General features: G+C 64.0%; 16 protein-coding genes and 1 tRNA gene. 14 read left to right on the top strand and 3 right to left on the bottom strand.

Going from position 1 to position 22,534, the window contains the following annotated elements; genetic code table 11:
- Positions 1-54: 54 nt before the first annotated feature.
- Positions 55-666: an ATP-dependent Clp protease proteolytic subunit gene (locus tag ACEQZY_RS02705; RefSeq protein ID WP_341703399.1), complete on the bottom strand. Its 612-nt coding sequence runs from the start codon at positions 664-666 to the stop codon at positions 55-57.
- 217 nt (positions 667-883) lie between these two features.
- Here ACEQZY_RS02705 and ACEQZY_RS02710 point away from each other — a divergent pair, with 217 nt between their 5' ends.
- Positions 884-1,666: a 3-hydroxybutyrate dehydrogenase gene (locus ACEQZY_RS02710; protein ID WP_341703398.1), complete on the top strand. Its 783-nt coding sequence runs from the start codon at positions 884-886 to the stop codon at positions 1,664-1,666.
- A 101-nt stretch (positions 1,667-1,767) separates the two neighbouring features.
- On the opposite strand, the gene serB is transcribed toward ACEQZY_RS02710, so the two are convergent.
- Positions 1,768-2,670 carry a phosphoserine phosphatase SerB gene (gene serB, locus ACEQZY_RS02715; protein ID WP_341703397.1) on the bottom strand — a complete coding sequence of 301 codons (903 nt, stop codon included), beginning with the start codon at positions 2,668-2,670 and terminating at the stop codon, positions 1,768-1,770.
- Between the two features lie 52 nt (positions 2,671-2,722).
- On the opposite strand from serB, the gene miaA reads away from it, so the two are divergent.
- The 13 genes from miaA (at position 2,723) to ACEQZY_RS02780 (ending at position 17,368) form a co-directional block, all read left to right on the top strand.
- Positions 2,723-3,706: a tRNA (adenosine(37)-N6)-dimethylallyltransferase MiaA gene (gene miaA / locus ACEQZY_RS02720; RefSeq protein ID WP_341703396.1), complete on the top strand. Its 984-nt coding sequence runs from the start codon at positions 2,723-2,725 to the stop codon at positions 3,704-3,706.
- Positions 3,707-3,828: 122 nt separating this feature from the next.
- Entirely contained in the window at positions 3,829-5,628 is a 1,800-nt protein-coding gene (locus ACEQZY_RS02725; RefSeq protein ID WP_370152080.1) for an acetolactate synthase 3 large subunit, read from the top strand.
- 31 nt (positions 5,629-5,659) lie between these two features.
- Positions 5,660-6,175: an acetolactate synthase small subunit gene (gene ilvN / locus ACEQZY_RS02730; protein WP_341703395.1), complete on the top strand. Its 516-nt coding sequence runs from the start codon at positions 5,660-5,662 to the stop codon at positions 6,173-6,175.
- 50 nt (positions 6,176-6,225) lie between these two features.
- The gene (ilvC, locus tag ACEQZY_RS02735; protein ID WP_341703394.1) at positions 6,226-7,248 is read left to right on the top strand and encodes a ketol-acid reductoisomerase; all 1,023 of its coding nucleotides are present in this window, start codon (positions 6,226-6,228) and stop codon (positions 7,246-7,248) included.
- 108 nt (positions 7,249-7,356) lie between these two features.
- The gene (locus tag ACEQZY_RS02740) at positions 7,357-8,538 is read left to right on the top strand and encodes a lipid-transfer protein (protein ID WP_341703393.1); all 1,182 of its coding nucleotides are present in this window, start codon (positions 7,357-7,359) and stop codon (positions 8,536-8,538) included.
- A gap of 83 nt (positions 8,539-8,621) precedes the next feature.
- A complete protein-coding gene (locus tag ACEQZY_RS02745) occupies positions 8,622-9,554 on the top strand; it encodes a phytanoyl-CoA dioxygenase family protein (protein ID WP_370152083.1) in 933 nt (310 codons plus the stop codon).
- Between the two features lie 248 nt (positions 9,555-9,802).
- Positions 9,803-11,362 carry a 2-isopropylmalate synthase gene (locus ACEQZY_RS02750; RefSeq protein WP_341703391.1) on the top strand — a complete coding sequence of 520 codons (1,560 nt, stop codon included), beginning with the start codon at positions 9,803-9,805 and terminating at the stop codon, positions 11,360-11,362.
- A 109-nt stretch (positions 11,363-11,471) separates the two neighbouring features.
- Positions 11,472-12,515 carry a rod shape-determining protein gene (locus ACEQZY_RS02755; protein WP_298725991.1) on the top strand — a complete coding sequence of 348 codons (1,044 nt, stop codon included), beginning with the start codon at positions 11,472-11,474 and terminating at the stop codon, positions 12,513-12,515.
- Between the two features lie 55 nt (positions 12,516-12,570).
- Positions 12,571-13,458, top strand: a complete 888-nt coding sequence (gene mreC, locus ACEQZY_RS02760) for a rod shape-determining protein MreC (protein ID WP_341703390.1) — start codon at positions 12,571-12,573, stop codon at positions 13,456-13,458.
- A gap of 12 nt (positions 13,459-13,470) precedes the next feature.
- Entirely contained in the window at positions 13,471-13,992 is a 522-nt protein-coding gene (gene mreD / locus ACEQZY_RS02765; protein ID WP_341703389.1) for a rod shape-determining protein MreD, read from the top strand.
- 16 nt (positions 13,993-14,008) lie between these two features.
- On the top strand, positions 14,009-15,982 hold the full coding sequence (gene mrdA, locus ACEQZY_RS02770; protein WP_370152086.1) for a penicillin-binding protein 2: 1,974 nt from the start codon (positions 14,009-14,011) through the stop codon (positions 15,980-15,982).
- Between the two features lie 4 nt (positions 15,983-15,986).
- Complete coding sequence (gene rodA / locus ACEQZY_RS02775; protein WP_370152088.1) at positions 15,987-17,129, top strand: rod shape-determining protein RodA; 1,143 nt, start codon at positions 15,987-15,989, stop codon at positions 17,127-17,129.
- A 163-nt stretch (positions 17,130-17,292) separates the two neighbouring features.
- A tRNA-Lys gene (locus tag ACEQZY_RS02780) sits at positions 17,293-17,368 on the top strand.
- A gap of 248 nt (positions 17,369-17,616) precedes the next feature.
- Here the strand turns inward: ACEQZY_RS02780 and ACEQZY_RS02785 are convergent.
- Positions 17,617-22,533, bottom strand: a complete 4,917-nt coding sequence (locus tag ACEQZY_RS02785) for a DEAD/DEAH box helicase (RefSeq protein WP_370152091.1) — start codon at positions 22,531-22,533, stop codon at positions 17,617-17,619.
- Between the last annotated feature and the right edge of the window lies 1 nt (position 22,534).

The raw sequence follows: 22,534 nt of genomic DNA on the forward strand, positions 1-22,534 counted from the left end.
AAAAAGGCCGGCTTTGCAGCCGGCCTTTTTCATTTGATGTCCGGACGGTGCCGGTTATTCCAGTTCGGCGGCCGAGCTGACGATCCTGCCGACCAGGCCGTATTCCACGGCGGCCTCGGCGCTCATCCAGTGGTCGCGGTCGGTATCCTTCTCGATCCGCTCCACCGGCTGGCCGGTCTCGCGGGCGAAGATCTCGTTCAGCCGCTTGCGCATGCGGATGATTTCCTTGGCCTGGATCGCCACGTCCGACGCGGTGCCGCCGGCGCCGCCGGACGGCTGGTGCAGCAGGAAGCGGGTGTTCGGCAGGCTGAAGCGGTTTTCTTTCTTGGCCGCGGCATAGATCAGTGCGCCGGCGGAGGCGACCCAGCCGGTGCCGACCACCCGCACCGCCGGCTTCACGAACTTGATCATGTCGTAGATCGTGTCGCCGGATTCGACATGGCCGCCCTGGCTGTTGATGAAGATGGTGACCGGCTCGTCGCCGGCCGCCTGCAGGGCCAGCAGCTGGGCGGAGACCTTCTCGGCCAGCTTCTGGTCGATGCCGCCATAGATCAGGATGGTGCGGGCCTTGAACAGGCGCTCGCCGAGGACCGGGAACTTCTCCTTGTCCTTGGTCTCGCCGTTCTTTTCCGGCTCGTCGTCGTTCAGGATGATACGGTTCAGCATGTGGTGGAAAACTCCCTGAAGGCGGTCAAATCTGGGTATCCCATGGGGCCGGGGCTGGCAAGGCTCAGGCCCCGGGGGGGAGGCCCGGGGGCGGGCGGGAGACTGTCATATGGGGCCGGGCCAGCCCCTTTCCTAGATGGCCCGGTGCTAGGCAGGGGGGCGGATTTTCCGCTAGGCTCCGGCCGCTTCCCCATCTCGCGCCAGGAAAGGCCGTCTCATGCTGAAAGGCAAATCCGCCATCGTCACCGGCTCCACCAGCGGCATCGGGCTCGGCATCGCCACGGCGCTGGCCGGGCAGGGGGTCAGCGTGATGCTCAGCGGCTTCGGCGACCAGGCCGAGATCGAGAAGACCCGCGGCCGGCTCGCCGCCGAGGCCGGCGTGAAGGTGCTCTACGACAATGCCGACATGGCCGACGGCGCTGCGGTGGCTGCCCATGTGAAGAAGGCCGAGGATGCCTTCGGCGGCGTCGACATCCTGGTCAACAATGCCGGCATCCAGTTCGTCTCGGCGGTCGACGAATTCCCCGAGGCCAAGTGGCATGCGATCCAGAACATCATTCTGAATTCCAGCTTCCATGCCATCAAGGCGGCCCTGCCGGGCATGAAGCGGAAGAACTGGGGCCGCATCATCAACCTGGTTTCGGCCCATGGCCTCGTCGCCTCGCCGTTCAAGTCGGCTTACGTCTCGGCCAAGCACGGCCAGATCGGCCTGACCAAGAGCGTGGCGCTGGAAGTGGCCGAAACCGAGATCACCGTGAACGCGATCTGCCCGGGCTATGTGCGCACGCCGCTGGTGGAGGGCCAGATCGACGACCAGGCCAAGGCGCATAATCTGCCGCGCGACAGGGTGATCCGCGAGGTGATCCTCGCCTCGCAGCCGAACAAGCGCTTCATCGAGGTCGAGGAAGTCGCCGCGCTGGCGCTGTTCCTGTGCGGCGAGATGGCCAAGTCGATCACCGGCACGGCGATCGCCATCGATGGCGGCTGGACCGCCCGCTGAGGCGGCATTTCTCTTTTCGTCATGCCCGCGGAAGCGGGCGTCAGGATGGCGCCACGGCTGGGTTCCCGCTTTCGCGGGAACGACGGGCCGGAGGGCGTAACTTACCGTCCGACGATCTCGTCGCGGCGGTAGCCCTGCGCATAGAGCAAAGCCGTCAGGTCGCCGTGGCGGATGTTGAACTTCGCCGCTTCCTGCACCTTTGGCTTGGCGTGGAAGGCGACGCCCAGGCCCGCCTCGCCCAGCATGGCGAGGTCGTTGGCGCCGTCGCCCACCGCCAGGCAGTCGGCCGGCGTGATGCCCTTCTGCGTTGCCACGCGGCGCAGCGCTTCCAGCTTGGCCTCGCGGCCCAGGACCGGCTCGCGCACCGTGCCGGCAATGGTGCCATCGGCAATGTCGAGATGGTTGGCCTGGTGCTCGTCGAAGCCGAGCTGCTCGGCGATGCGGGCGGTGTAGATGTCGAAGCCGCCCGAGACCAGCGCGCAGTAGACGCCGGCTTCCTTCAGGCTGCGCACCAGCGAGGCGGCGCCCGGCATCAGCCGGATCTTCTCGGCCACCTTTTCCAGCAGGCTGGCCGGCTGGCCCTTCAGCAGGCCGACCCGCTCGCGGATCGCGTCGTGGAAATCGAGTTCGCCGTTCATGGCGCGGCGGGTGATTTCGGCCACCTGCTCGCCGATCTCCGCCTCGAAGGCCAGTTCGTCCAGCATCTCGTTGCGGATGATGGTCGATTCCATGTCGGCGACCAGCACCTGCTTGCGCCGGTTCTCCGGGTTCAGCACCAGGATGTCGACCGGCATGCCGCGCAGCGCCCCGGCGGCGGCCTTGACCGCTTCGGCGGGGGCCACATTGTCGAACGGGATGTCGCAGGCGATGCCCGGATCGAGCCAGTCGGCCGGGCCGACCTTGCCGCGGGCCAGCGCCAGCGCATCGCGCACGGCATTGGTCACGCGCGGCGTCAGCAGGGCGTTGCGGGGGTCGGTGATCAGGGTGAGAATGTTCTGCATCATTCTGTTCTAGGGCCGTAGCGGGGGCAGCGCAACAGCCGTTACCCTGCCGCCCATGTCTGCCGCCGCCATACCGGGCCTGCCCCCGGCTGCCCCGATCCTCGTCGTCGCCGGCCCCACCGCCAGCGGCAAGTCGGCGCTGGGCATCGCGCTGGCCGAGAGATTCAACGGCACGGTGATCAATGCCGACAGCATGCAGGTCTACCGCGACCTGCGCATCCTGACCGCCCGGCCGACCGCGGAGGAAGAGGGGCGGGTGCCGCATCGCCTGTATGGCGTGCTGGACGGCGCCGTGCACGGCACAGCCGCCCTGTGGCGGCAGCTGGCGCTGGCGGCGCTGGCGGAAACCGTGGCCGAAGGCCGGCTGCCGATCCTGCTGGGCGGCACCGGCATGTATCTGCGCGGCCTGTTCGAGGGGCTGGCCGACATCCCGCCGATCCCGGCGGCGGTCCGCGACGAGGCGCGGGCGAAACTCGCCCAGCTCGGCCCGGAGGGGCTGCATCTCGCCCTGTCGGCCATCGACCCGGAAACCGCCGCCCGCCTGATGCCGGGGGACAGCCAGCGGCTGGTGCGGGCGTATGAGGTGGTGCTGGGCACCGGCCGGGGACTGGCCGCCTGGCAGGCGGACAGCCCCAGCCCGCCTTTGCCCAATCCGGTCTTCCGCCTGCTGCTGCGGCCGCCGCGGGCCGCGCTCTATGCCCGGATCGACCGCCGCTTCGAGGCGATGATGGCCGCCGGGGCGCTGGACGAGGCCCGCGCGGTCATCGCCCGCGGCGACCTGCCGGCCGATGCCCCGATGCGCAAGGCGCATGGATTACCTGAGCTTGTTCAGTATCTTAACGGGGAAATCGGCCGCGACGAGGCGGTCCGCCGGGGCCAGCTCAACACCCGCCACTACGCGAAACGCCAGACCACCTGGTTCCGCCACCAGTTCGCGGCCGACCTGGTTGTGGAAAATGACCTTTCGGGGCAAGAAAATTTCAACCCTGAGGCAGAAATCTTTCCATTCATTGTGAGATACCTATTGACCGCCCCTTGACCGCCCGATTAGGTTGGCGCGCTTTTCGCGGCCGGGGACCCGTTTCCCGGCCGCTTGAGTCCCAGTCCGTCCCCGGAGCGCCTGTCTGCGGGGTCCGTCTCTTGCGCATATGAAGGTGGGTTATGTCCGCGAAACAGCCCGCACCGGCCCAGATGCCAAACCAGCAGATGAGCGGTGCCGAAATCATGATCAAGGCCCTTGTCGATCAGGGCGTCGAGGTCGTCTTCGGCTATCCGGGCGGCGCCGTGCTGCCGATCTACGATGCGCTGTTCAAGCAGAATGCCATCCGCCATGTGCTGGTGCGCCACGAGCAGGGGGCGGTTCACGCTGCGGAAGGCTATGCCCGCTCGACCGGCAAGCCCGGCGTGGTGCTGGTCACCTCCGGTCCCGGCGCGACCAATGCCGTCACCGGCCTGACCGACGCGCTGCTGGATTCGATCCCGATCGTCTGCCTGACCGGCCAGGTCGCCACCCACCTGATCGGCAGCGATGCCTTCCAGGAATGCGACACCACCGGCATCACCCGGCCCTGCACCAAGCATAATTACCTGGTGAAGTCGGCCGACGACCTCGCCCGCGTGGTGCACGAGGCCTTCTATGTCGCCACCAGCGGCCGGCCCGGCCCGGTGGTGATCGACCTGCCCAAGGACGTGCAGGTGGCGCAGGGCGCCTACACGCCGAAGGACAATGTGCGCCACAAGACCTACCGGCCGCGCCTCGAGGGCGATCCGGACAGCATCCGCGACGCCGTCGCGCTGATGGCGAAGGCGAAGCGGCCGATCTTCTATACCGGCGGCGGCATCATCAATGCCGGCCCGAAGGCGGCCGAGCTGCTGCAGGCGCTGGTCAGGCTGACCGGCTTTCCGGTCACCAACACGCTGATGGGGCTGGGCGGCTATCCCGCCACCGACCGGCAGTTCCTCGGCATGCTGGGCATGCACGGCACCTGGGAAGCCAACCACGCGATGCACGACTGCGACGTGATGATCGCAATCGGCGCCCGCTTCGACGACCGCATCACCGGCCGCCTGAATGCCTTCTCGCCGGATTCGATCAAGATCCATGTCGATATCGACCCGTCCTCGCACAACAAGACGGTGCATTGCGACCTCGCCATCGTCGGCGATGCCGGCCGCGTGCTGGAACAGCTGATCGAGGCGTGGAAGCAGGGCGGCCACAAGCCGCAGAAGAAGGCGCTGGATGCCTGGTGGGCGCAGATCGACCAGTGGCGCGCCCGCGACTGCCTGAAATACGTCCAGGGCGACAAGATCATCAAGCCGCAGCACGCCATCCAGCGGCTGTACGAGCTGACCCGGGACCAGGACACCTTCATCACCACCGAGGTGGGCCAGCACCAGATGTGGGCGGCGCAGTTCTACAAGTTCGACAAGCCGAACCGCTGGATGACCTCGGGCGGGCTGGGCACCATGGGCTACGGCCTGCCGGCCGCGGTCGGCGTGCAGCTCGGCCATCCCGGCAAGCTGGTGGTCGACATCGCCGGCGAGGCCTCGATCCTGATGAACATCCAGGAGCTGGGCACCGCGGCGCAGTACCGCCTGCCGGTCAAGGTGTTCATCCTCAACAACGAATATATGGGCATGGTGCGCCAGTGGCAGGAAATCCTGCATGGCGGCCGCTATTCGCAGAGCTATTCGGAATCGCTGCCCGATTTCGTCAAGCTGGCCGAGGCCTTCCACTGCAAGGGCCTGCGTGTCACCGATCCGGCCGATCTCGACGGCACCATCCGCGAGATGATTGCCCATGACGGGCCCGTCGTCGTCGATGTCGCCGTCGACAAGACCGAGAACTGCTTCCCGATGGTGCCCTCGGGTGCCGCCCATAACGAGATGATCCTGGCCGGCGACAAGCCCAAGGATGCGGGCAGCGCCAGTGTCAGCGAAGAGGGCATGGCCCTCGTCTGAGGCCGGTCCGCAAGATAGAAGAACCACATCCATGTCCGCGCCGCAGCAGCCGATCCAGTCCCATATCCTGTCCGTGCTCGTCGACAACGAGCCCGGCATCCTCGCCCGCGTGGTCGGCCTGTTTTCCGGCCGCGGCTACAATATCGAGAGCCTGACCGTCGCCGAGGTCTCGGATGCCGCGCATCTGTCGCGCATCACCGTGGTCACCTCCGGGCCGGCGGCCGTGATCGAGCAGATCAAGGCCCAGCTCGGCCGCCTGGTGCCGGTGCACGGGGTGCACGACCTCACGGTCGAGGGCCCGCATATCGCGAGGGAGCTGGCGCTGATCAAGGTGGCCGGCACCGGCGAGAAGCGTGTCGAAAGCCTGCGCATCGCCGACATCTTCCGCGCCCGCGCCGTCGACAGCACCATCCAGTCCTTCGTTTTCGAGCTGACCGGGGCGCCGGAGAAGATCAACGCCTTCGTCGAGCTGATGAAGCCGCTCGGCCTGGTCGATGTCTCGCGCACCGGCGTGGTGGCAATCAGCCGCGGCCCGAGCGCCCTCTGACCTTTTCTTCTATCCGATCACAACGACGCAGTTCCTGAGGAGATACGACAATGCGCGTTTACTACGACCGCGATGCGGACCTGAACCTGATCAAGGGCAAGAAGGTTGTCATCGTCGGCTATGGCAGCCAGGGCCATGCCCATGCGATGAACCTGAAGGACAGCGGCGTGAAGAACGTCGCCGTCGCGCTCCGCAAGGGTTCGGCCGGCGTGAAGAAGGCCGAAGAGGCCGGCTTCAAGGTGATGACCCCGGCCGAGGCCGCCAAATGGGCCGATGTCGTCATGGTGCTGACCCCCGACGAGGGCCAGTCCGACCTGTGGAACAACGACCTGCGCGACAACATGAAGGAAGGCGCCGCGCTGGCCTTCGCCCATGGCCTGAACATCCATTTCAACCTGATCGAGCCGCGCAAGGACCTCGACGTGTTCATGATCGCGCCGAAGGGCCCGGGCCATACCGTGCGCTCGGAATACCTGAAGGGCGGCGGCGTGCCGTCGCTGGTCGCGGTGCACCAGAACGCCTCGGGCAACGCGCTCGAGATCGCGCTCTCGTATGCCTCGGCCAATGGCGGCGGCAAGGCCGGCATCATCGAGACCACCTTCCAGGAGGAATGCGAGACCGACCTGTTCGGCGAACAGGTGGTGCTCTGCGGCGGCCTGGTCGAGCTGATCAAGGCCGGTTACGAGACCCTGGTCGAGGCCGGCTATGCGCCGGAAATGGCCTATTTCGAGTGCCTGCATGAAGTGAAGCTGATCGTCGACCTCATCTACGAGGGCGGCATCGCCAACATGAACTACTCGATCTCGAATACCGCCGAATACGGCGAATACGTCACCGGCCCGCGCATCGTGACGGCGGAAACCAAGGCCGAGATGAAGCGGGTGCTGGAAGACATCCAGTCCGGCCGCTTCACCCGCAACTGGATGCTGGAAAACAAGGTCAACCAGACCTCGTTCAAGGCGACCCGCGCCAAGCTGGCCCAGCACCCGATCGAGGAAGTGGGCGCCAAGCTGCGTGCCATGATGCCCTGGATCGCCAAGAACAAGCTGGTCGACAAGGGCCGCAGCAACTGAGCCTGCGCATACCGTAACGGCAGGCGGCCGCCGGAGCGATCCGGCGGCCGTTTCCGTTTGTGCTGCGGCGGTTTCGGGCTAGGATTTGCGCAAACCGGAGGAAACCGCATGGCCAAGGTCTTTGTCGCCGGCGTCGGCATGATCCCGTTCGCCAAGCCGGGCAGCAGCCAGTCCTATGACGCGATGGGCGCGGCGGCGGGCGCGCTCGCCCTGAAGGATGCGGGGCTCGGCTACGAGGCCGTGCAGCAGGCCTATGCCGGCTATGTCTACGGCGACAGCACCTGCGGCCAGAAGGCGCTGTACCGGCTGGGCATGACCGGCATCCCGGTGGTCAACGTCAACAACAACTGCTCGACCGGTTCGACCGCCCTGTTCCTTGCCCGCCAGGCGGTTCGCAGCGGCGCCGCCGACTGCGTGCTGGCGCTGGGCTTCGAGCAGATGAAGCCCGGTGCGCTCGGATCGGTCTATGCCGACCGGCCGAGCCCGTTCGAGGATTTCGACGCGGTCTGCGACGACATCGTCGGCATGCCCGACGTGCCGCTGGCCCTGCGCTATTTCGGCGGTGCCGGCCTCAGTCACATGCAGAAATACGGCACCCGGCTCGACACCTTCGCCCGCATCCGCGCCAAGGCCAGCCGGCATGCGAAGAACAATCCGCTGGCGCTGTTCCGCCAGGAGGTCAGCGTCGACGACGTGATGCAGGCGCCGGCGATCTGGCCCGGGGTGATGACCCGCCTGATGGCCTGCCCGCCCACCTGCGGCGCGGCCGCCGCTCTGCTGGTTTCGGAGGCCTTCGCGGCCCGGCACGGCCTGCGCCGCGATGTCGAGATCGCCGCCCAGGCGATGACCACGGATTATCCTTCCACCTTTGCGGCGCGCGACATGATGCAGCTGGTCGGTGCCGACATGAGCCGGGCGGCGGCCGACCAGGCCTACGAACAGGCCGGCATCGGTGCGCGGGACGTGGATGTGGTCGAGCTGCATGACTGCTTCGCCCATAACGAGCTGATCACCTACGAGGCGCTCGGGCTGTGCCCCGAGGGCGGCGCCGAGGCCTTCGTCGTCGATGGCGACAACACCTATGGCGGTCGCGTGGTGACCAATCCCTCCGGCGGGCTGCTCTCCAAGGGCCATCCGCTCGGCGCCACCGGCCTTGCCCAGTGCTACGAGCTGACCCACCAGCTGCGCGGCACCGCCGAGGCCCGCCAGGTCGATGGCGCCCGCGTCGCACTGCAGCATAATCTCGGCCTCGGCGGCGCCTGCGTGGTGACGCTGTATCGCCAGGCATGAGCGGCCCGGTGCCGCGGCAGAAGCCACTGGCCGGTGGCTGTCGGCTGGCGTAGGCTTGGCCGGATTTCCTGACTGCACTGCCCATGACCGAGACCGCCCTCCCGTCAGCCGGCCGCCCGGCGCCGGACCTCGCCCGCAATCTGGCGCGCGAGGATTTCTGGCGCGGGATGTTTCCGGAGCTCACCATCCGCGGCCGCCTGGCCGGCACCTTCCGGGTGCGGGCGCTGCGCAACGAGCCGGCGATGCGGGCGGCGCAGCGGATGCGGCTGGAAGGCTATTTCCAGGAGCATGACGAGGAGCTGGCCGACCTGGCGGGCCGCCTGTCGCGCGCCATCGAACGCTGCGTGGCGCGGAAGATTCCGCCGGTCTTCGTCTTCCTGTTCGACGAGGCCTGGGCCGTCTTCTACCGCCAGCATCCTTTGCTGGAGATGTTCCTGGGCGCTGGCTATCAGGTGCTGCCGGATTTCTGGGCCTGGCATGTCGATCCCGGCGCCGGCGAGGCCGGCTGGCGGCCGCACCGGGACAAGGGCCGCCGGGCCCTGGCGGCGGACGGTTCGCCGCTGTCGCTGACCATGTGGGTGCCGCTGACCGAGGCCTCGCCGCTCAATGGCTGCATGTATATCCTGCCGGCCAACCGCGACCCGGTCTACGGGACGGCGGACGAGGCGGTCCAGCGGATCGATTTCCCGGCAGTGCGCGCCCTGCCGGGCCTGCCCGGCGATTTCTTCATCTGGAACCAGGCGGTGCTGCACTGGGGGGCGCAGTCCAGCCCGTTTGCCGAGCGGCCGCGCATGAGCATGGCGCTGGAATTCCAGCGCGGCGACATCGCGCCGTTCAACGAGCCGCTGCTGGGCACCATGCCGCTGCTGAGCTTCGAGAACCGCCTCAGGCTGGTCGCCAAGCAGATCCTGCAATATGCCCATATGTACCCGCTGTCGCCGGAAATGCAGGCCCTGGCCGGGCAGGTGCTGGGCGGGGAGCCGCCGGCGGTCGGGGCGGATGCTGCGCCGGCCTGACCGGGCCGCCCGGATATTGCCGTTTTTTCAACCTATTGGACATATTCCCCCGGATTGGCGGGGAATTCACCGACTGTTAAGCATGACGGCGCAAAGTGACGGCGTAAGTCCATGTCCCGGCGAAGCTTTTCGCCCTTTGATCGAATTGGGCCGAAGCGTGTACACTATGGTTAAAGCACGGAAACTGCGGCAGAATCGGCCGGCCCGGCGGACCCTTCCGGCGGGCGGGCCGGGAAAGGGCGTGTGACATGGCCAGCACCAACCAGCCGGCGCGCGAGCGCGTGATCATTTTCGATACCACCCTGCGCGACGGCGAACAGTCGCCGGGTGCCTCGATGAATCTGGAAGAAAAACTGAAAATCGCCGCCGTGCTCGAAGGCATGGGCGTCGATGTGATCGAGGCCGGTTTTCCGATCGCGTCGAACGGCGATTTCGAGGCGGTCAACGAGATCGCCAAGCGCGTGAAGAATTCCACCGTCTGCGGCCTCAGCCGCGCCGGCAGGAAAGATATCGACCGCGCCTGGGAAGCGCTGAAGCCGGCGAAGCGCGCGCGCATCCACACCTTCATCTCGACCTCGCCGCTGCACATGAAGTTCAAGCTGCAGATGGAGCCCGACGCGGTGCACCAGGCGGTGATCGACAGCGTCACCCATGCCCGCAACCTGTGCGACGATGTCGAATGGAGCTGCGAGGACGGCACCCGCTCGGATGTCGATTTCCTCTGCCGCCTGATCGAGAGCGCGATCAAGGCCGGCGCCACCACCATCAACGTGCCCGATACCGTCGGCTACACGGTGCCGGAGGAATACACGGCGCTGATGCGTACCCTGATCGAGCGCATCCCGAACAGCGATAAAGCCAGGTTTTCCGCGCATTGCCACAACGATCTCGGCCTGGCGGTCGCCAATTCGCTGGCCGCCGTGCAGGGCGGCGCGCGGCAGGTGGAATGCACCATCAACGGCCTTGGCGAGCGTGCCGGCAATGCCGCGCTGGAAGAGATCGTGATGGCCCTGCGCACGCGGCCCGATGCGATGGCCTTCGAGACCGGGATCAAGACCACCGACATCATGAAGGCCTCGCGGCTGGTTTCCGCCGTCACCGGCTTCGTCGTGCAGCCGAACAAGGCGATCGTCGGCGCCAATGCCTTCGCCCATGAAAGCGGCATCCACCAGGACGGCATGCTGAAACATGCCGGCACCTACGAGATCATGACGCCGGAATCGGTCGGCCTGAACCGCTCGACCCTGGTGATGGGCAAGCATTCCGGCCGCCATGCCTTCCGCAAGAAGCTGGAGGAACTCGGCTTCCAGCTTGCCGACAACCAGGTCAACGATGCCTTCGTGCGCTTCAAGGACCTGGCCGACCGCAAGAAGGAGGTCTTCGACGAGGACCTCGTCGCCCTGGTCGACGACACCGTGGCCCAGGGCAACGACCGCATCCGCTTCGTCAGCCTGCAGGTGATCGCCGGCTCGAAGGGGCCGCAATCGGCCGAACTGGAGCTGGAGATCGACGGCACGGCGAAATCGGTCAAGGCCACCGGCAACGGCCCGGTGGATGCCACCTTCAACGCCATCAAGGCCCTGGTGCCGCACCAGGCCGGGCTGCAGCTCTACCAGGTCCATGCCGTCACCCAGGGCACCGATGCCCAGGCCGAGGTCACCGTCCGGCTGGAGGAGGCCGGCAAGACCGTCAACGGCCAGGCCGCCGATGCCGATACCCTGGTGGCCAGCGCCCGGGCCTATATCCACGCGCTGAACAAGCTGCTGGTGAAGCGGGAAAAGACCGCGCCGGCGGCGCTGAGTGCCTGAATGGGGCGGACAGCAGGAAACATGCGGAAAATATGGGGTCCGGGCCTTGCGCTGGTCCGGGGCCGAGGCGATAACGGCGCGATATCCCGGTTGGTGAGGTGACTGTTCGATGTTCTCGCGTTTGATGGGTTTCATGTCGGCCGATATGGCCATCGACCTCGGCACGGCCAATACCCTGGTCTACGTGAAGGGCCGCGGCATCGTGCTCAACGAGCCGTCCGTCGTCGCCATCACCAATAACCGCGGAAAAAAGCAGGTTCTGGCCGTCGGCGACGAGGCCAAGCAGATGCTGGGCCGCACCCCGGGCAACATCGAGGCCATCCGGCCGCTGCGCGACGGCGTCATCGCCGATTTCGAGGTGGCGGAGGAGATGATCAAGCACTTCATCCGCAAGGTGCATAACCGCCGCAGCTTCGCCTCGCCGCAGGTGATCATCTGTGTGCCCTCGGGTTCCACCGCGGTCGAGCGCCGCGCCATCATGGATTCGGCCGAATCGGCCGGCGCCCGCCGGGTCTTCCTGATCGAGGAACCGATGGCCGCCGCGATCGGCGCCGGCCTGCCGGTGACCGAGCCGACCGGCTCGATGGTGGTCGATATCGGCGGCGGCACCACCGAGGTGGCCGTCCTCTCGCTCGGCGGCATCGTCTATTCGCGCAGCGTGCGCGTCGGCGGCGACAAGATGGACGAGGCGATCATCGCCTATATCCGCCGCAACCATAACCTGCTGGTGGGCGAGGCCTCGGCCGAGCGCATCAAGAAGCAGATCGGCTCGGCGGCGCCGCCGGAAGACGGCAACGGCCTGTCGATGGAGATCAAGGGCCGCGACCTGATGAACGGCGTGCCGAAGGAGCTGGTGATCAACCAGCGCCAGATCGCCGAAAGCCTGGCTGAACCGGTCGGCGCCATCGTCGAGGCGGTGAAGGTCGCACTGGAACACACGGCGCCGGAACTGGCCGCCGACATCGTCGACAAGGGCATCGTGCTCACCGGCGGCGGCGCACTGCTGGGCAATCTCGATCTCGTGCTGCGGCACGCCACCGGCCTGCCGGTGTCGATCGCCGACGAGCCGCTCTCCTGTGTGGCGCTGGGCACCGGCCGCGCGCTCGAGGAGATGAAGACGCTCAAGCACGTTCTGTACAACCCGCCGTACTGATCCGGAGGGATACCGGGCGGCACGGCATCACGGAGTAGCCTAGGCGAGGGGCGGAATGCGGGGACGGACAGGCAGAAGCGCGTGGGTCGCGGCACCGTTGCGGGCGCTGCTGCAGCGCTTCGCGTTCCTGCTGCTGCTCGGCGCTGCCATCGGCCTGGTGGTGATCACCCGCACCGACCGGCCGCTGGTCGAGCGCACCCGCGCCGTGCTGGCCGACATCGTCGAGCCGGTGCTCAGCGTCATCGCCCAGCCGGTGGCCGCGGTCAATGCCGTGATCGGCTGGGTCGACGACATCCTCTATGTCCATGACGAGAATTTCCGCCTGCGCACCGAGAATGCCCGGCTGCTGCAGTGGCAGGATGTCGCCCGCCGGCTGGAGCAGGACAATGCCGCCCTGCGCCGCCTGCTGGCCGCCGGCCCCGATGTCAGCCAGACCTATGTCACCGGCCGGGTGATCGCCGATGGCGGCGGCGGCTTCGTGCGCACCGCGCTGATCAATGTCGGCGCCCGCGACGGCCTGAAGAAGGGCCAGGCGGCGCTCGGCGAGGGCGGCTATGTCGGCCGCGTTACCGAGGTCGGCCAGCGCGCCGCCCGCATCCTGCTGCTGACCGACCTGAATTCGCGCCTGCCGGTGATGCTGCAGGAGGGCGGCCACCGCGCCGTCCTGACCGGCGACAATTCCGCCGAGCCGCGGCTGGAATACCTGTCCGGCGCCGCCAAGCCGGCGGTCGGCCAGCGCGTGGTGACGTCCGGCGACGGCGGCCAGTTCCCGGCCGGGATTCCGGTCGGCGAGGTTGTCGCCGTCAGCGATGCCGGCGTGCGGGTGCGGCCCTTCGTCGACCTGGCGCGGCTGGAATTCCTGCGCGTCATGCAGTTCGACGAGACCCGGCTGGAGGCGACCGAGACCTACAGCTTCCCCGCGGGCCAGCCGCGGCTGCCGTGAGCGGGCGGCGCCATGCATAACCTGCTCGCCCAGATCAACCGCCGCCTGCGCGCCTTCCTGCCGCTGCTGTCCAGCCTGGCACTCGGCCTGATCGGCCTCACCCCGCTCGGCATGCCCTATCTCGAACTGGCGGCACCGTCGCTGGCCCTGATGGCGGTGTTCTACTGGAGCATCTTCCGCGCCGACCTGATGACCATGCTGGGCGCCTTCCTGATCGGCCTCGCCATCGACCTGCTGAGCGGCGGTCCGGTCGGGCTGAATGCCATGATGCTGCTGCTGGCCCATGAACTCGGCGTGTCGCAGCGCCGGGTCTTCCTCGGCTCGTCCTTCCTGGTCAACTGGTCGGCCTTCGCGCTGGTCGCCTCGGCGGCGATCCTTGCCGGCTGGCTGCTGATCAGCCTGCTGTACTGGACCCTGCTGCCGGTGGCGCCGCGCATCGCGCAATGGGCGCTGTCGCTGGCGGTCTACCCGGCGGTCTACTGGCTGCTCAGCCGCATCGAGCGGCGCTGGCTGCGCCGCATGCAGCCGGCCTGACGATGGCGGCCTGACCATGGCGATCAACCGCCGCGACAACGACCTGCAGCGCGTTTTCACCCGGCGCGCGCTGCTGCTGGGCACCGCGCAGCTCGGGCTGTTCGGCCTGCTGGCCGGCCGGCTGTATTACCTGCAGGTGCTGGAATCCGACAAATACGCGCTGCTGGCCGAGGAAAACCGCATCAACATGCGGCTGCTGTCGCCGCGCCGGGGCCGCATCCTCGACCGCTTCGGCACCGAGCTGGCCAGCAACCGCCGCAATTACCGGGTGATGATCGTCGCCGAGCAGAGCCGCAACGTCGATGCCACGCTGGATGCGCTCGGCAACCTGATCCAGATCGACGAGGGCCAGCGCAGCCGCGTCAAGCGCGAGATCGAGCGGCACCGCAAATTCGTGCCGGTGGTGGTGGCCGAGAACCTGTCCTGGGAGGATTTCGCCAAGATCAACCTGCACAGTCCGGACCTGCCCGGCGTGCAGCTGGATGTCGGCGAGACCCGCGACTATCCCTACGGCGCCGCCTTCAGCCATGTGGTCGGCTATGTCGGCGCGGTTTCCGAGGCCGAGATCGGCAACGACCCGCTGCTGGAACTGCCGGGCTTCCGGGTCGGCAAGAGCGGCGTGGAGAAGGTGTTCGACGAACGCCTGCGCGGCCGTGCCGGCCACAGCCAGCTTGAGGTCAATGCCTATGGCCGCGCCATCCGCGAGCTGGAACGCACCGACGGCCAGCCCGGCGACGACGTGGTGCTGACCATCGATGCCGAACTGCAGCGCTTTGCCGTCGACCGCCTGGCCGGCGAGAGCGCCGCGGCGGCGGTGATGGACATCCATACCGGCGAGGTGCTCTGCCTGGTGTCCAATCCCGGCTTCGATCCGAACTGGTTCAATGTCGGCATCACCCAGGCGCAGTGGAAATCGCTGTCCACCGACAAGTACAAGCCGCTGATCAACAAGACGATCCAGGGGCAGTATCCGCCCGGTTCCACCTTCAAGATGCTGGTCGGCCTGGCGGCACTGGAAGCCGGCGCCATCGATGCCAACACCCATGTCTTCTGCCCCGGCCACATGGAATTCGGCAATGCCACCTTCCATTGCTGGAAGAAGGGCGGCCACGGCACCATGAACATGATCTCGGCGCTGGAAGAGAGCTGCGACGTCTTCTTCTACGAGGCGGCGCGGCGGATCGGCGTCGACAAGATCGCCGAGATCGCGCAGAAGCTCGGCCTCGGCACCGCCACCGGAATCAGCCTGACCGCCGAGCGCAAGGGCCTGATCCCCACCCGGGCCTGGAAGCGCGGCGCGCTGGGCCAGCCCTGGCATCCGGGCGAAAACCTGATCACCGGCATCGGCCAGGGCTATGTGCTGACCACGCCGCTGCAGCTGGCGGTGATGACGGCGCGCATCGCCAATGGCGGCTATGCCGTCGAACCGCATATCATCCGGCCCGGCGACGGCCTCGGCCCGCTGGAGGACCAGCGGCCGGCCAGCCAGCGCTATCCGTCGCTGAACATCAAGCGCGAATTCATGGACATGGTGCGCGAAGGCATGGTGCGGGTGACCAGCCCGCCGCGCGGGACCGCGGCGCGGGCGCGCATCATGGAGGCGCAGTATGCCATGGCCGGCAAGACCGGCTCGGCCCAGGTGCGCCGCATCACCAAGCTGGAACGCGAAACCCGCGTGCGCAAGAACGAGGAGAAGCCGTGGGAGGAGCGCGACCACGCGCTGTTCGTCGCCTATGCGCCGATCCAGTCGCCGCGCTATGCCTGCGCGGTGATCATCGAGCATGGCGGCGGCGGCTCGACGGCCGCCGCGCCGGTGGCCCGCGACCTGCTGCTGGAAACCCAGCGGCTGGACCCGTCGCGCCGCAACCGCGCCGCGCCGGGGCCGACCACGGCACGGAATCCGCAGCCGCCGCGTGGCACCGGCGCCGTGTCGGGCGCCGTGTCGGGCGCCGCGGCGGGGCCCGGGTCCGGCCCGGAACAGGGAGGCTGAGGCGATGCCGCACTGGTCCGCCCGTGGCAACGACCTCACCTTCGGCAGGAAGCTGCGCGAGGTGAACTGGGGTCTGGTGCTGCTGATCACGGCAATTGCCGGGATCGGCTTCGCCACGCTGTATTCGGCCGGCGGCGGCAGCATCGATCCCTGGGCCGACCGCCAGATGCTGCGCTTCGCCGTCGGCGCCTGCATCATGGTCGCCATCGCGGTGACCGACATCCGGCTGTGGATGCGGCTGTCCTACCTGGTCTATGCCGTCGGCCTGGTCATGCTGGTGGCGGTGGAGCTGTTCGGCCGCATCGGCATGGGCGCGCAGCGCTGGCTGGATCTCGGCCTCTTCCACGTGCAGCCCTCCGAGATCATGAAGATCGCCCTGATCCTGTCGCTGGCCCGCTATTTCCACGGCCTCAGCTACGACGAGGTCGGCCGCATCCGCTGGCTGGTGGTGCCGCTGCTGATGGCCCTGCTGCCGGTCGGGCTGGTGATCAAGCAGCCCGATCTCGGCACGGCGATGCTGCTGCTGGCCGGGGCCGGGGCGGTGTTCTTCTTCGCCGGGGTGCGCTGGTGGAAATTCGCGCTGGTGATCCTGGGCGGGCTGGCCGTGCTGCCGGTGGCGTGGAATTTCCTGCACGATTACCAGAAGAAGCGGGTGCTGACCTTCATGAACCCGGAGGCCGACCCGCTCGGCTCGGGCTACCATATCCTGCAGTCGAAGATCGCGCTGGGCTCCGGCGGCTTCACCGGCAAGGGCTTCCTGCAGGGCAGCCAGAGCCACCTGAGCTTCCTGCCCGAGAAGCAGACCGACTTCATCTTCACCATGCTGGCCGAGGAACACGGCCTGATCGGCGCCCTGGTGCTGCTGGCGCTGTATATCCTGCTGATCGCCTATGGCTACATGATCGCGCTGCGCGCCCGCAGCCAGTTCGGCCGCCTGGTGGCCGGCGGGGTGACGACGCTGATGTTCCTCTATGTCTTCATCAATGTCGCCATGGTGTCCGGGCTGGTGCCGGTGGTGGGCGTGCCGCTGCCGCTGGTCTCTTACGGCGGCACCGCGATGATGACGCTGCTGGTGGGCATGGGGCTGCTGATCGGCGTCTATGTGCACCGGGATGTCGAAATCCCCCGCCATATGTCGGGCCTCTGACCGCCCGCGCCGCGCCTGCCTAAGCCGCTGGCGCGAAAAAGCAATTTCCCGGCACCGAAGGGCTTGCATTTCCGGCGAATCCGGATATTTTCACGCGGCTTTCGGCGGCCCCCGGCCGCCCGGGCGACACCTGCGGCAGCCATGGCCGCCGCAAGGGAAAAATGGGCGCATAGCTCAGTTGGTAGAGCAGCTGACTCTTAATCAGCGGGTCCCAGGTTCGAGCCCTGGTGCGCCCACCATTTTTCCAAAATACTGCAATGACTTCCGCCGCCCCGTAGAAATGCGATGGGCGGCGCAGTCGTTTCTGGAAGCACTATGGAAGCAGCGACTGTCGGCGCCGGTCTGGCTGGACAGCGCTTTACTCGCCGAAAAGTAGTGTCAAGCAGCGAGGGCCAGTTCTCGCTAACAGAAGAATTTGCGCTTGCCTACATTGGTGCAGGCTCAAGCTTATTCGTTTGACTCAAATCTTGTCAGCTTGTCGCTTGCTCTAGTCGCCTTGTAAATCGAGTCGCGGAAGCGATCTCACGATTTTCATTGTTTCGAGGCTTACCGTAATAACCCGCTGGAACAGCTTTAGCGGATAGGTTGGATCACCCATGGTTTCGTTGGCATATGCATTTGCATCCCACGTGATGCCACTGTCCTTGTCCGTCTTTACGCTTTGGCGCTCCATGACCCACTCTAAGGCTGGCTTGCCATTTACAATATACTCGTAGGCGTCTAACGGAATTCCTGTGAGCGTTATATTGGCGTTGTACATCACCGTTGATTTGTCGAGATTTGGGCGCTTACCACCAAACCGCATCTTCTCGACTCGGAAATAGCTTGCCGGATTGGGGATGTTCGCCAGTCTCAGGTCCCCTTGTGCGATCGTGACGGGGTAGAGTTCGGCGTCGTCATAATCACAGTGAAGGTCTCCCAACCGCTGTCCGGCGTCGACAAAGGCGCGGAAATCGTCATAGCGCTTCACAGCAGGAATGCGGGGAAGCTGCTTTGAGAGGTTGTCGGCATAGCGGATGCGATATTCTGACGAATGCATTAGGCCATAAACATAGTAGAACAAATCGTCCTTGGTAATCTCTTCTCCGGGGTAGGCCGCCCGAAAGTGTGCGATTCCGACGTCAGTAATCGCGTCGCGGCGTACCGGGCTATCTCCCGATAATTGGTCTTCCAAGGCTAGATCGTCACCAGCCAATACCGCGCGCTCATCATAAACCCATCGAGGGAAGCATTGAGTCCCGCCATCCGTTTGCAGTTCCGGTATGACGTTTGTCATTAATGCGAACTGGCTTCCGGCAGGAGGCCTTTGCTTAAGCATAATGACTCTGTTTTCCAACTTGGCATGGCCCATTGGGAAAAGGCGCGGCATCTGATAGATGCTGTTGTTGAGCTGCCTGTCAAAATACAGCCATTGCCGTGTGAATGGGCGATAGAGACTCGGGGCTATTGCTTCAGCCCGGAATCGAGCCTTTTTCCCCTTTACCAACTCGTCCTTAAGGTCGCCGGACCAACTAATCTTGGCGGGATCGCTTTCAACAAAGTCATCCACCGCCGCCATTCGTGCCTTACGGTCGACACTGCCATATATGGTGCCAAATCGCTTAACCTCGGCGTTATAAGTGTCAATCATCCGGCGCATATTGGCCTCCAAGTCATTGCGGCTCGGATTGAAGGCCCAGTTATCTCGATTTGTTTTAACGCCCCCGGAATACAGGGAGAATACCGTCTTTAATCCTTTTACTTTGTTTTCCCCGATCAGAATAAAACGATCAAATCCTTTGTCTCTTTGGCCAAGCCAGTCCCCATGCTTGTCGGGAGTGATAGGCTTCCATCCCTGCGCCTTGGAGACGCCATTGAGGCTCTTGAATTGATGAACAATCGCTAGCTTCTCGTCCTTGGTCTTGTAGTTTCCAATATCATGAAAAAGAATTTTTCCATGCTCATGGGCATTTGGATTTTTCACCAGAAACGTTATCGCAATGGGTGCTCGGCTACCCGATCCAAAAACTTTGCCTCCTTCTTGTCTTGAGCGTTCTCCCGAGGTCCTTTGATTTCCCCGCAGATGGAATACGTAGATATTGGAGAATTCTGTGATAAGTGACTTCCGGAGTCCGTCTGCAGCCTTGCCGTCTACCCACCCAGCATTAGTGACAAAGCCGATCACGCCGGCTTCGCCGATTCTGTCGCTTGCCCAACGAATGGCACGGATGTAGCTGTTGTAGAGAGCAGTCCTGAGCTTTGCGGATGACCTTGCTTCATAGGTCTGTGCAATTCGATCATCCAGCTTTGGGTAGTCTATGTTCTTTGCATTATCATTCTCGCTCTCCTGACCATCGGAGTAGGGGGGGTTTCCGACAATCACGCGGACAGGCAAGCGTCTTTGGCGCTCGCGCCGATTGGAGTTGTCTACCATAAGGTCGGCGATGAGGTCCCGTTCTTGCTCATACAGTTGAAAGGTGTCTGTTAGGCAGATGCCTTCAAATGGGCGATAGTCGCCTCCCATCTGATCGTGATAGGCCGCTTCGATGTTTATCGCCGCAATGTAGTAGGCCAGAAGAATTATGTCGTTGGCATGAATCTCAGTTGCGTACTTACGTGCCAGGTCCGCATGGGAGATCAGTCCAGACTGAATGAGGCGGGTAATGAAAGTACCTGTCCCGGTAAATGGGTCCAGAATATGGACGCCCTCACTGCCAAGAGTTTGCCCAAATTCACTCTGAAGTAACTCGTTTACAGAATGAAGGATGAAGTCAACGATCTCAACTGGTGTATACACAATGCCAAGGCGATCTGTCATTTTTGGGAAGGCATTGCGGAAGAACTTGTCATATAGCTCAACCACAATCCTTTGCTTGGCTGCATCGTTATCAATTCCAGCAGCTCGGCGTTTAACGCTGGCGTAGAATCCTTCTAGCTTCTCGGCTTCTTTTTCAATTCGGTGCGCGCGCAGTGTTTCCAATACATTTTGCATCGCCCTTGAAACGGGATTGGCTTCCGCGAAGCTGTAGCCTTCAAACAGAGCCTCAAACACAGGCTGTGTGATGAGGTGCTGGGCCAGCATCTCTATGGCTTCGTCTTCTGTGACTTTCTCATTTAAGTCATCGCGAATCTCGCTTAGGAATCTTCCAAATGCTTCACGCTCAGGCGTATTTGGTTTTTCCACTAGTCCTTTGATGCGGCTAATGTGAGCTTGCGCGATCTTAGCAATGTCGCTGGCCCAATCCTCCCAGTAGGTTCGACGCCCACATTTCTTGACGATCTTCGCCATGATCGCCCTTGTGAATTCGTCAAAGGCAAATGCCGTCTGGAAAGGGGTGCTCTGGCGTGGCGTGCTATCGCCGTCTGTGGAGTCATCGTCTTCGGTCTGACTTCCTTGGCCAATACCAATGCCCATTTTGGCCTGCTTCGAATGAGAAGGCAGGCGATTGCTGACTGCTATCACTTCAATATGATCGCTAATGTCGACCCCAAGGTCGGCCTTGTTAATCATGGCGTCGAATCGCTCGTCGTGCGAGCGTAGAGCATTCAGGATTTGCCACACCACCCGGTAGCGCTCATTGTCGTTGAGTGCCTCCTCAGGCGTTTTGTTCGCCGGTACACCAATCGGTAGGATTACATATCCCATGCGCTTCCCGTCAGCGCGTCGCATGACGCGGCCAACGGACTGCACCACGTCGACTTGGCTCTTGCGCGGGTGCATAAAAAGAACGGCGTCGAGTGCTGGAACGTCAACGCCTTCTGAAAGGCAGCGCGCATTGGTTAGAATGCGGCAAGCATCATCATTCTCAGCTTTCAGCCAATCCAGAAGAGAAGTTCTTTCTTTGGCGCCCATGGTGCCGTCTACATGGCGCAGTTCGCATGCAAGGGGTGGAGCGCTGCCGAGAGCCTCTTTTCCTTCGTCAGAGGCAATGTACTCCCTAACTACCGCTGCGAATTCATCTTGAATTAGCTTTGAGCTCTTGATGTCTTTTGCAAAGGCCAATGCGCGGCGCATTGGGCCGCTGTCATCGGTCAATTCTTCCGTTAACCCGGATTTTACTAGCGCCTTATAACAACCAATAATCTTGGTTGCGTCGTCAAGTTTCAGCTCTGAGCCTTCGGCGAGGCGATTCTGTACGCTCGCGCTTACCATGGCCTCGTCAACCGCCAAAACCAGAACCTTATAGTCTGTCAGAAGACGGTTCTCGACAGCCCAGCCAAAGCCTCGTGTGAATAGGGTCTGGCCGTAGAGTGCTTCGTCATCCATAGAGGCCAACACGGCGGATACTTCATTGGCTTTGGCCTTAATGGCGTCGCCAAAGACCCGGGGGGTGGCGGTCATATAGAGGCGCTTCTTGCCCGCTATGAAATCTTGGTTGTGAACCTTCACAAACGCGCTCTCATTGTCACCCGCAAGAGTTGCGCCTGTGGTGCGGTGTGCTTCGTCGCAAATTATTAGGTCAAATGCATTCAGGCCATGCTGCTTTTGAGCATCGCTGATGACTTGAATCGACTGGTAAGTAGCAAACACTACTGTCATGCGCTCGGGCGCTGGCCGGTGAGCCCGACTTGCAAGTTTTACCGCACTCGTTGTCGCTGGGTAGTCGAGATCGTGGACATCTACTTCAGCTAGATCATCTTTGCTCTTTCGACGCTTGCCGACCTGAGTATCTGAGCAGACGGCAAAAGACCGGAGAGGCGTTGAACTGTCGATGGTCCATTCCCTGATGGTTTGGCTCATTAATGCCAGTGAGGGGACCAGCACCAGAACGTACCCGCCTGTGCCAACTTGATCTTCGGCAATCTTTAAACCGGTGTATGTCTTTCCCGTGCCGCAGGCCATAATCAGCTTGCCGCGGTCTTGCTCTGCCAGCCCAGCTCGAACCGCATTTAGCGCATCAATTTGATGAGGCTTAATTGTCTTCCGCGGTGTGACGCGGGCTTCACCGGTCTCGAACCAGATTGCCCAGTCGATTGGGCTTTCTTCCAGACGATCAAGGCCTATACGCTGGATGTCCAGCGGACCCAGCATAGCCTCCGCATGCTCACTCCATGGCGCGCCGGTGGTGTCGATAATCAGGCCGCGCGTGAAAGGCCGAATTCGCGAGCTGCTAAGGAAACTGTTTATATCGCCTTTCTGAATGCGATAACCTTCCCGATAAAATTTGCACTGAATTGCACAGAAGCCATCCTCGTCTCGTATCTTTGCGACGGCGTCGATCCCGGTGTCTCGCCCGTCAAGGCCAAACTGCTTACCATGCTCCTTGGCCCAATCGGAAAACAGCCATGCGTCTTCGTATTCTTGGGTCATGCCGGGGTCATGCTTAATGAAATGAACCGCCAGCCGCTCGAAGTAGGTCCCTTTCTCGCGTTCAGTGACAGCAGCCTTCCGGAACGAATCGAGCAGCTTGGACAGGTCAGACACC

The sequence above is a fragment of the Ferrovibrio sp. genome, from assembly GCF_964218355.1.
GTDB lineage: Bacteria > Pseudomonadota > Alphaproteobacteria > Ferrovibrionales > Ferrovibrionaceae > Ferrovibrio.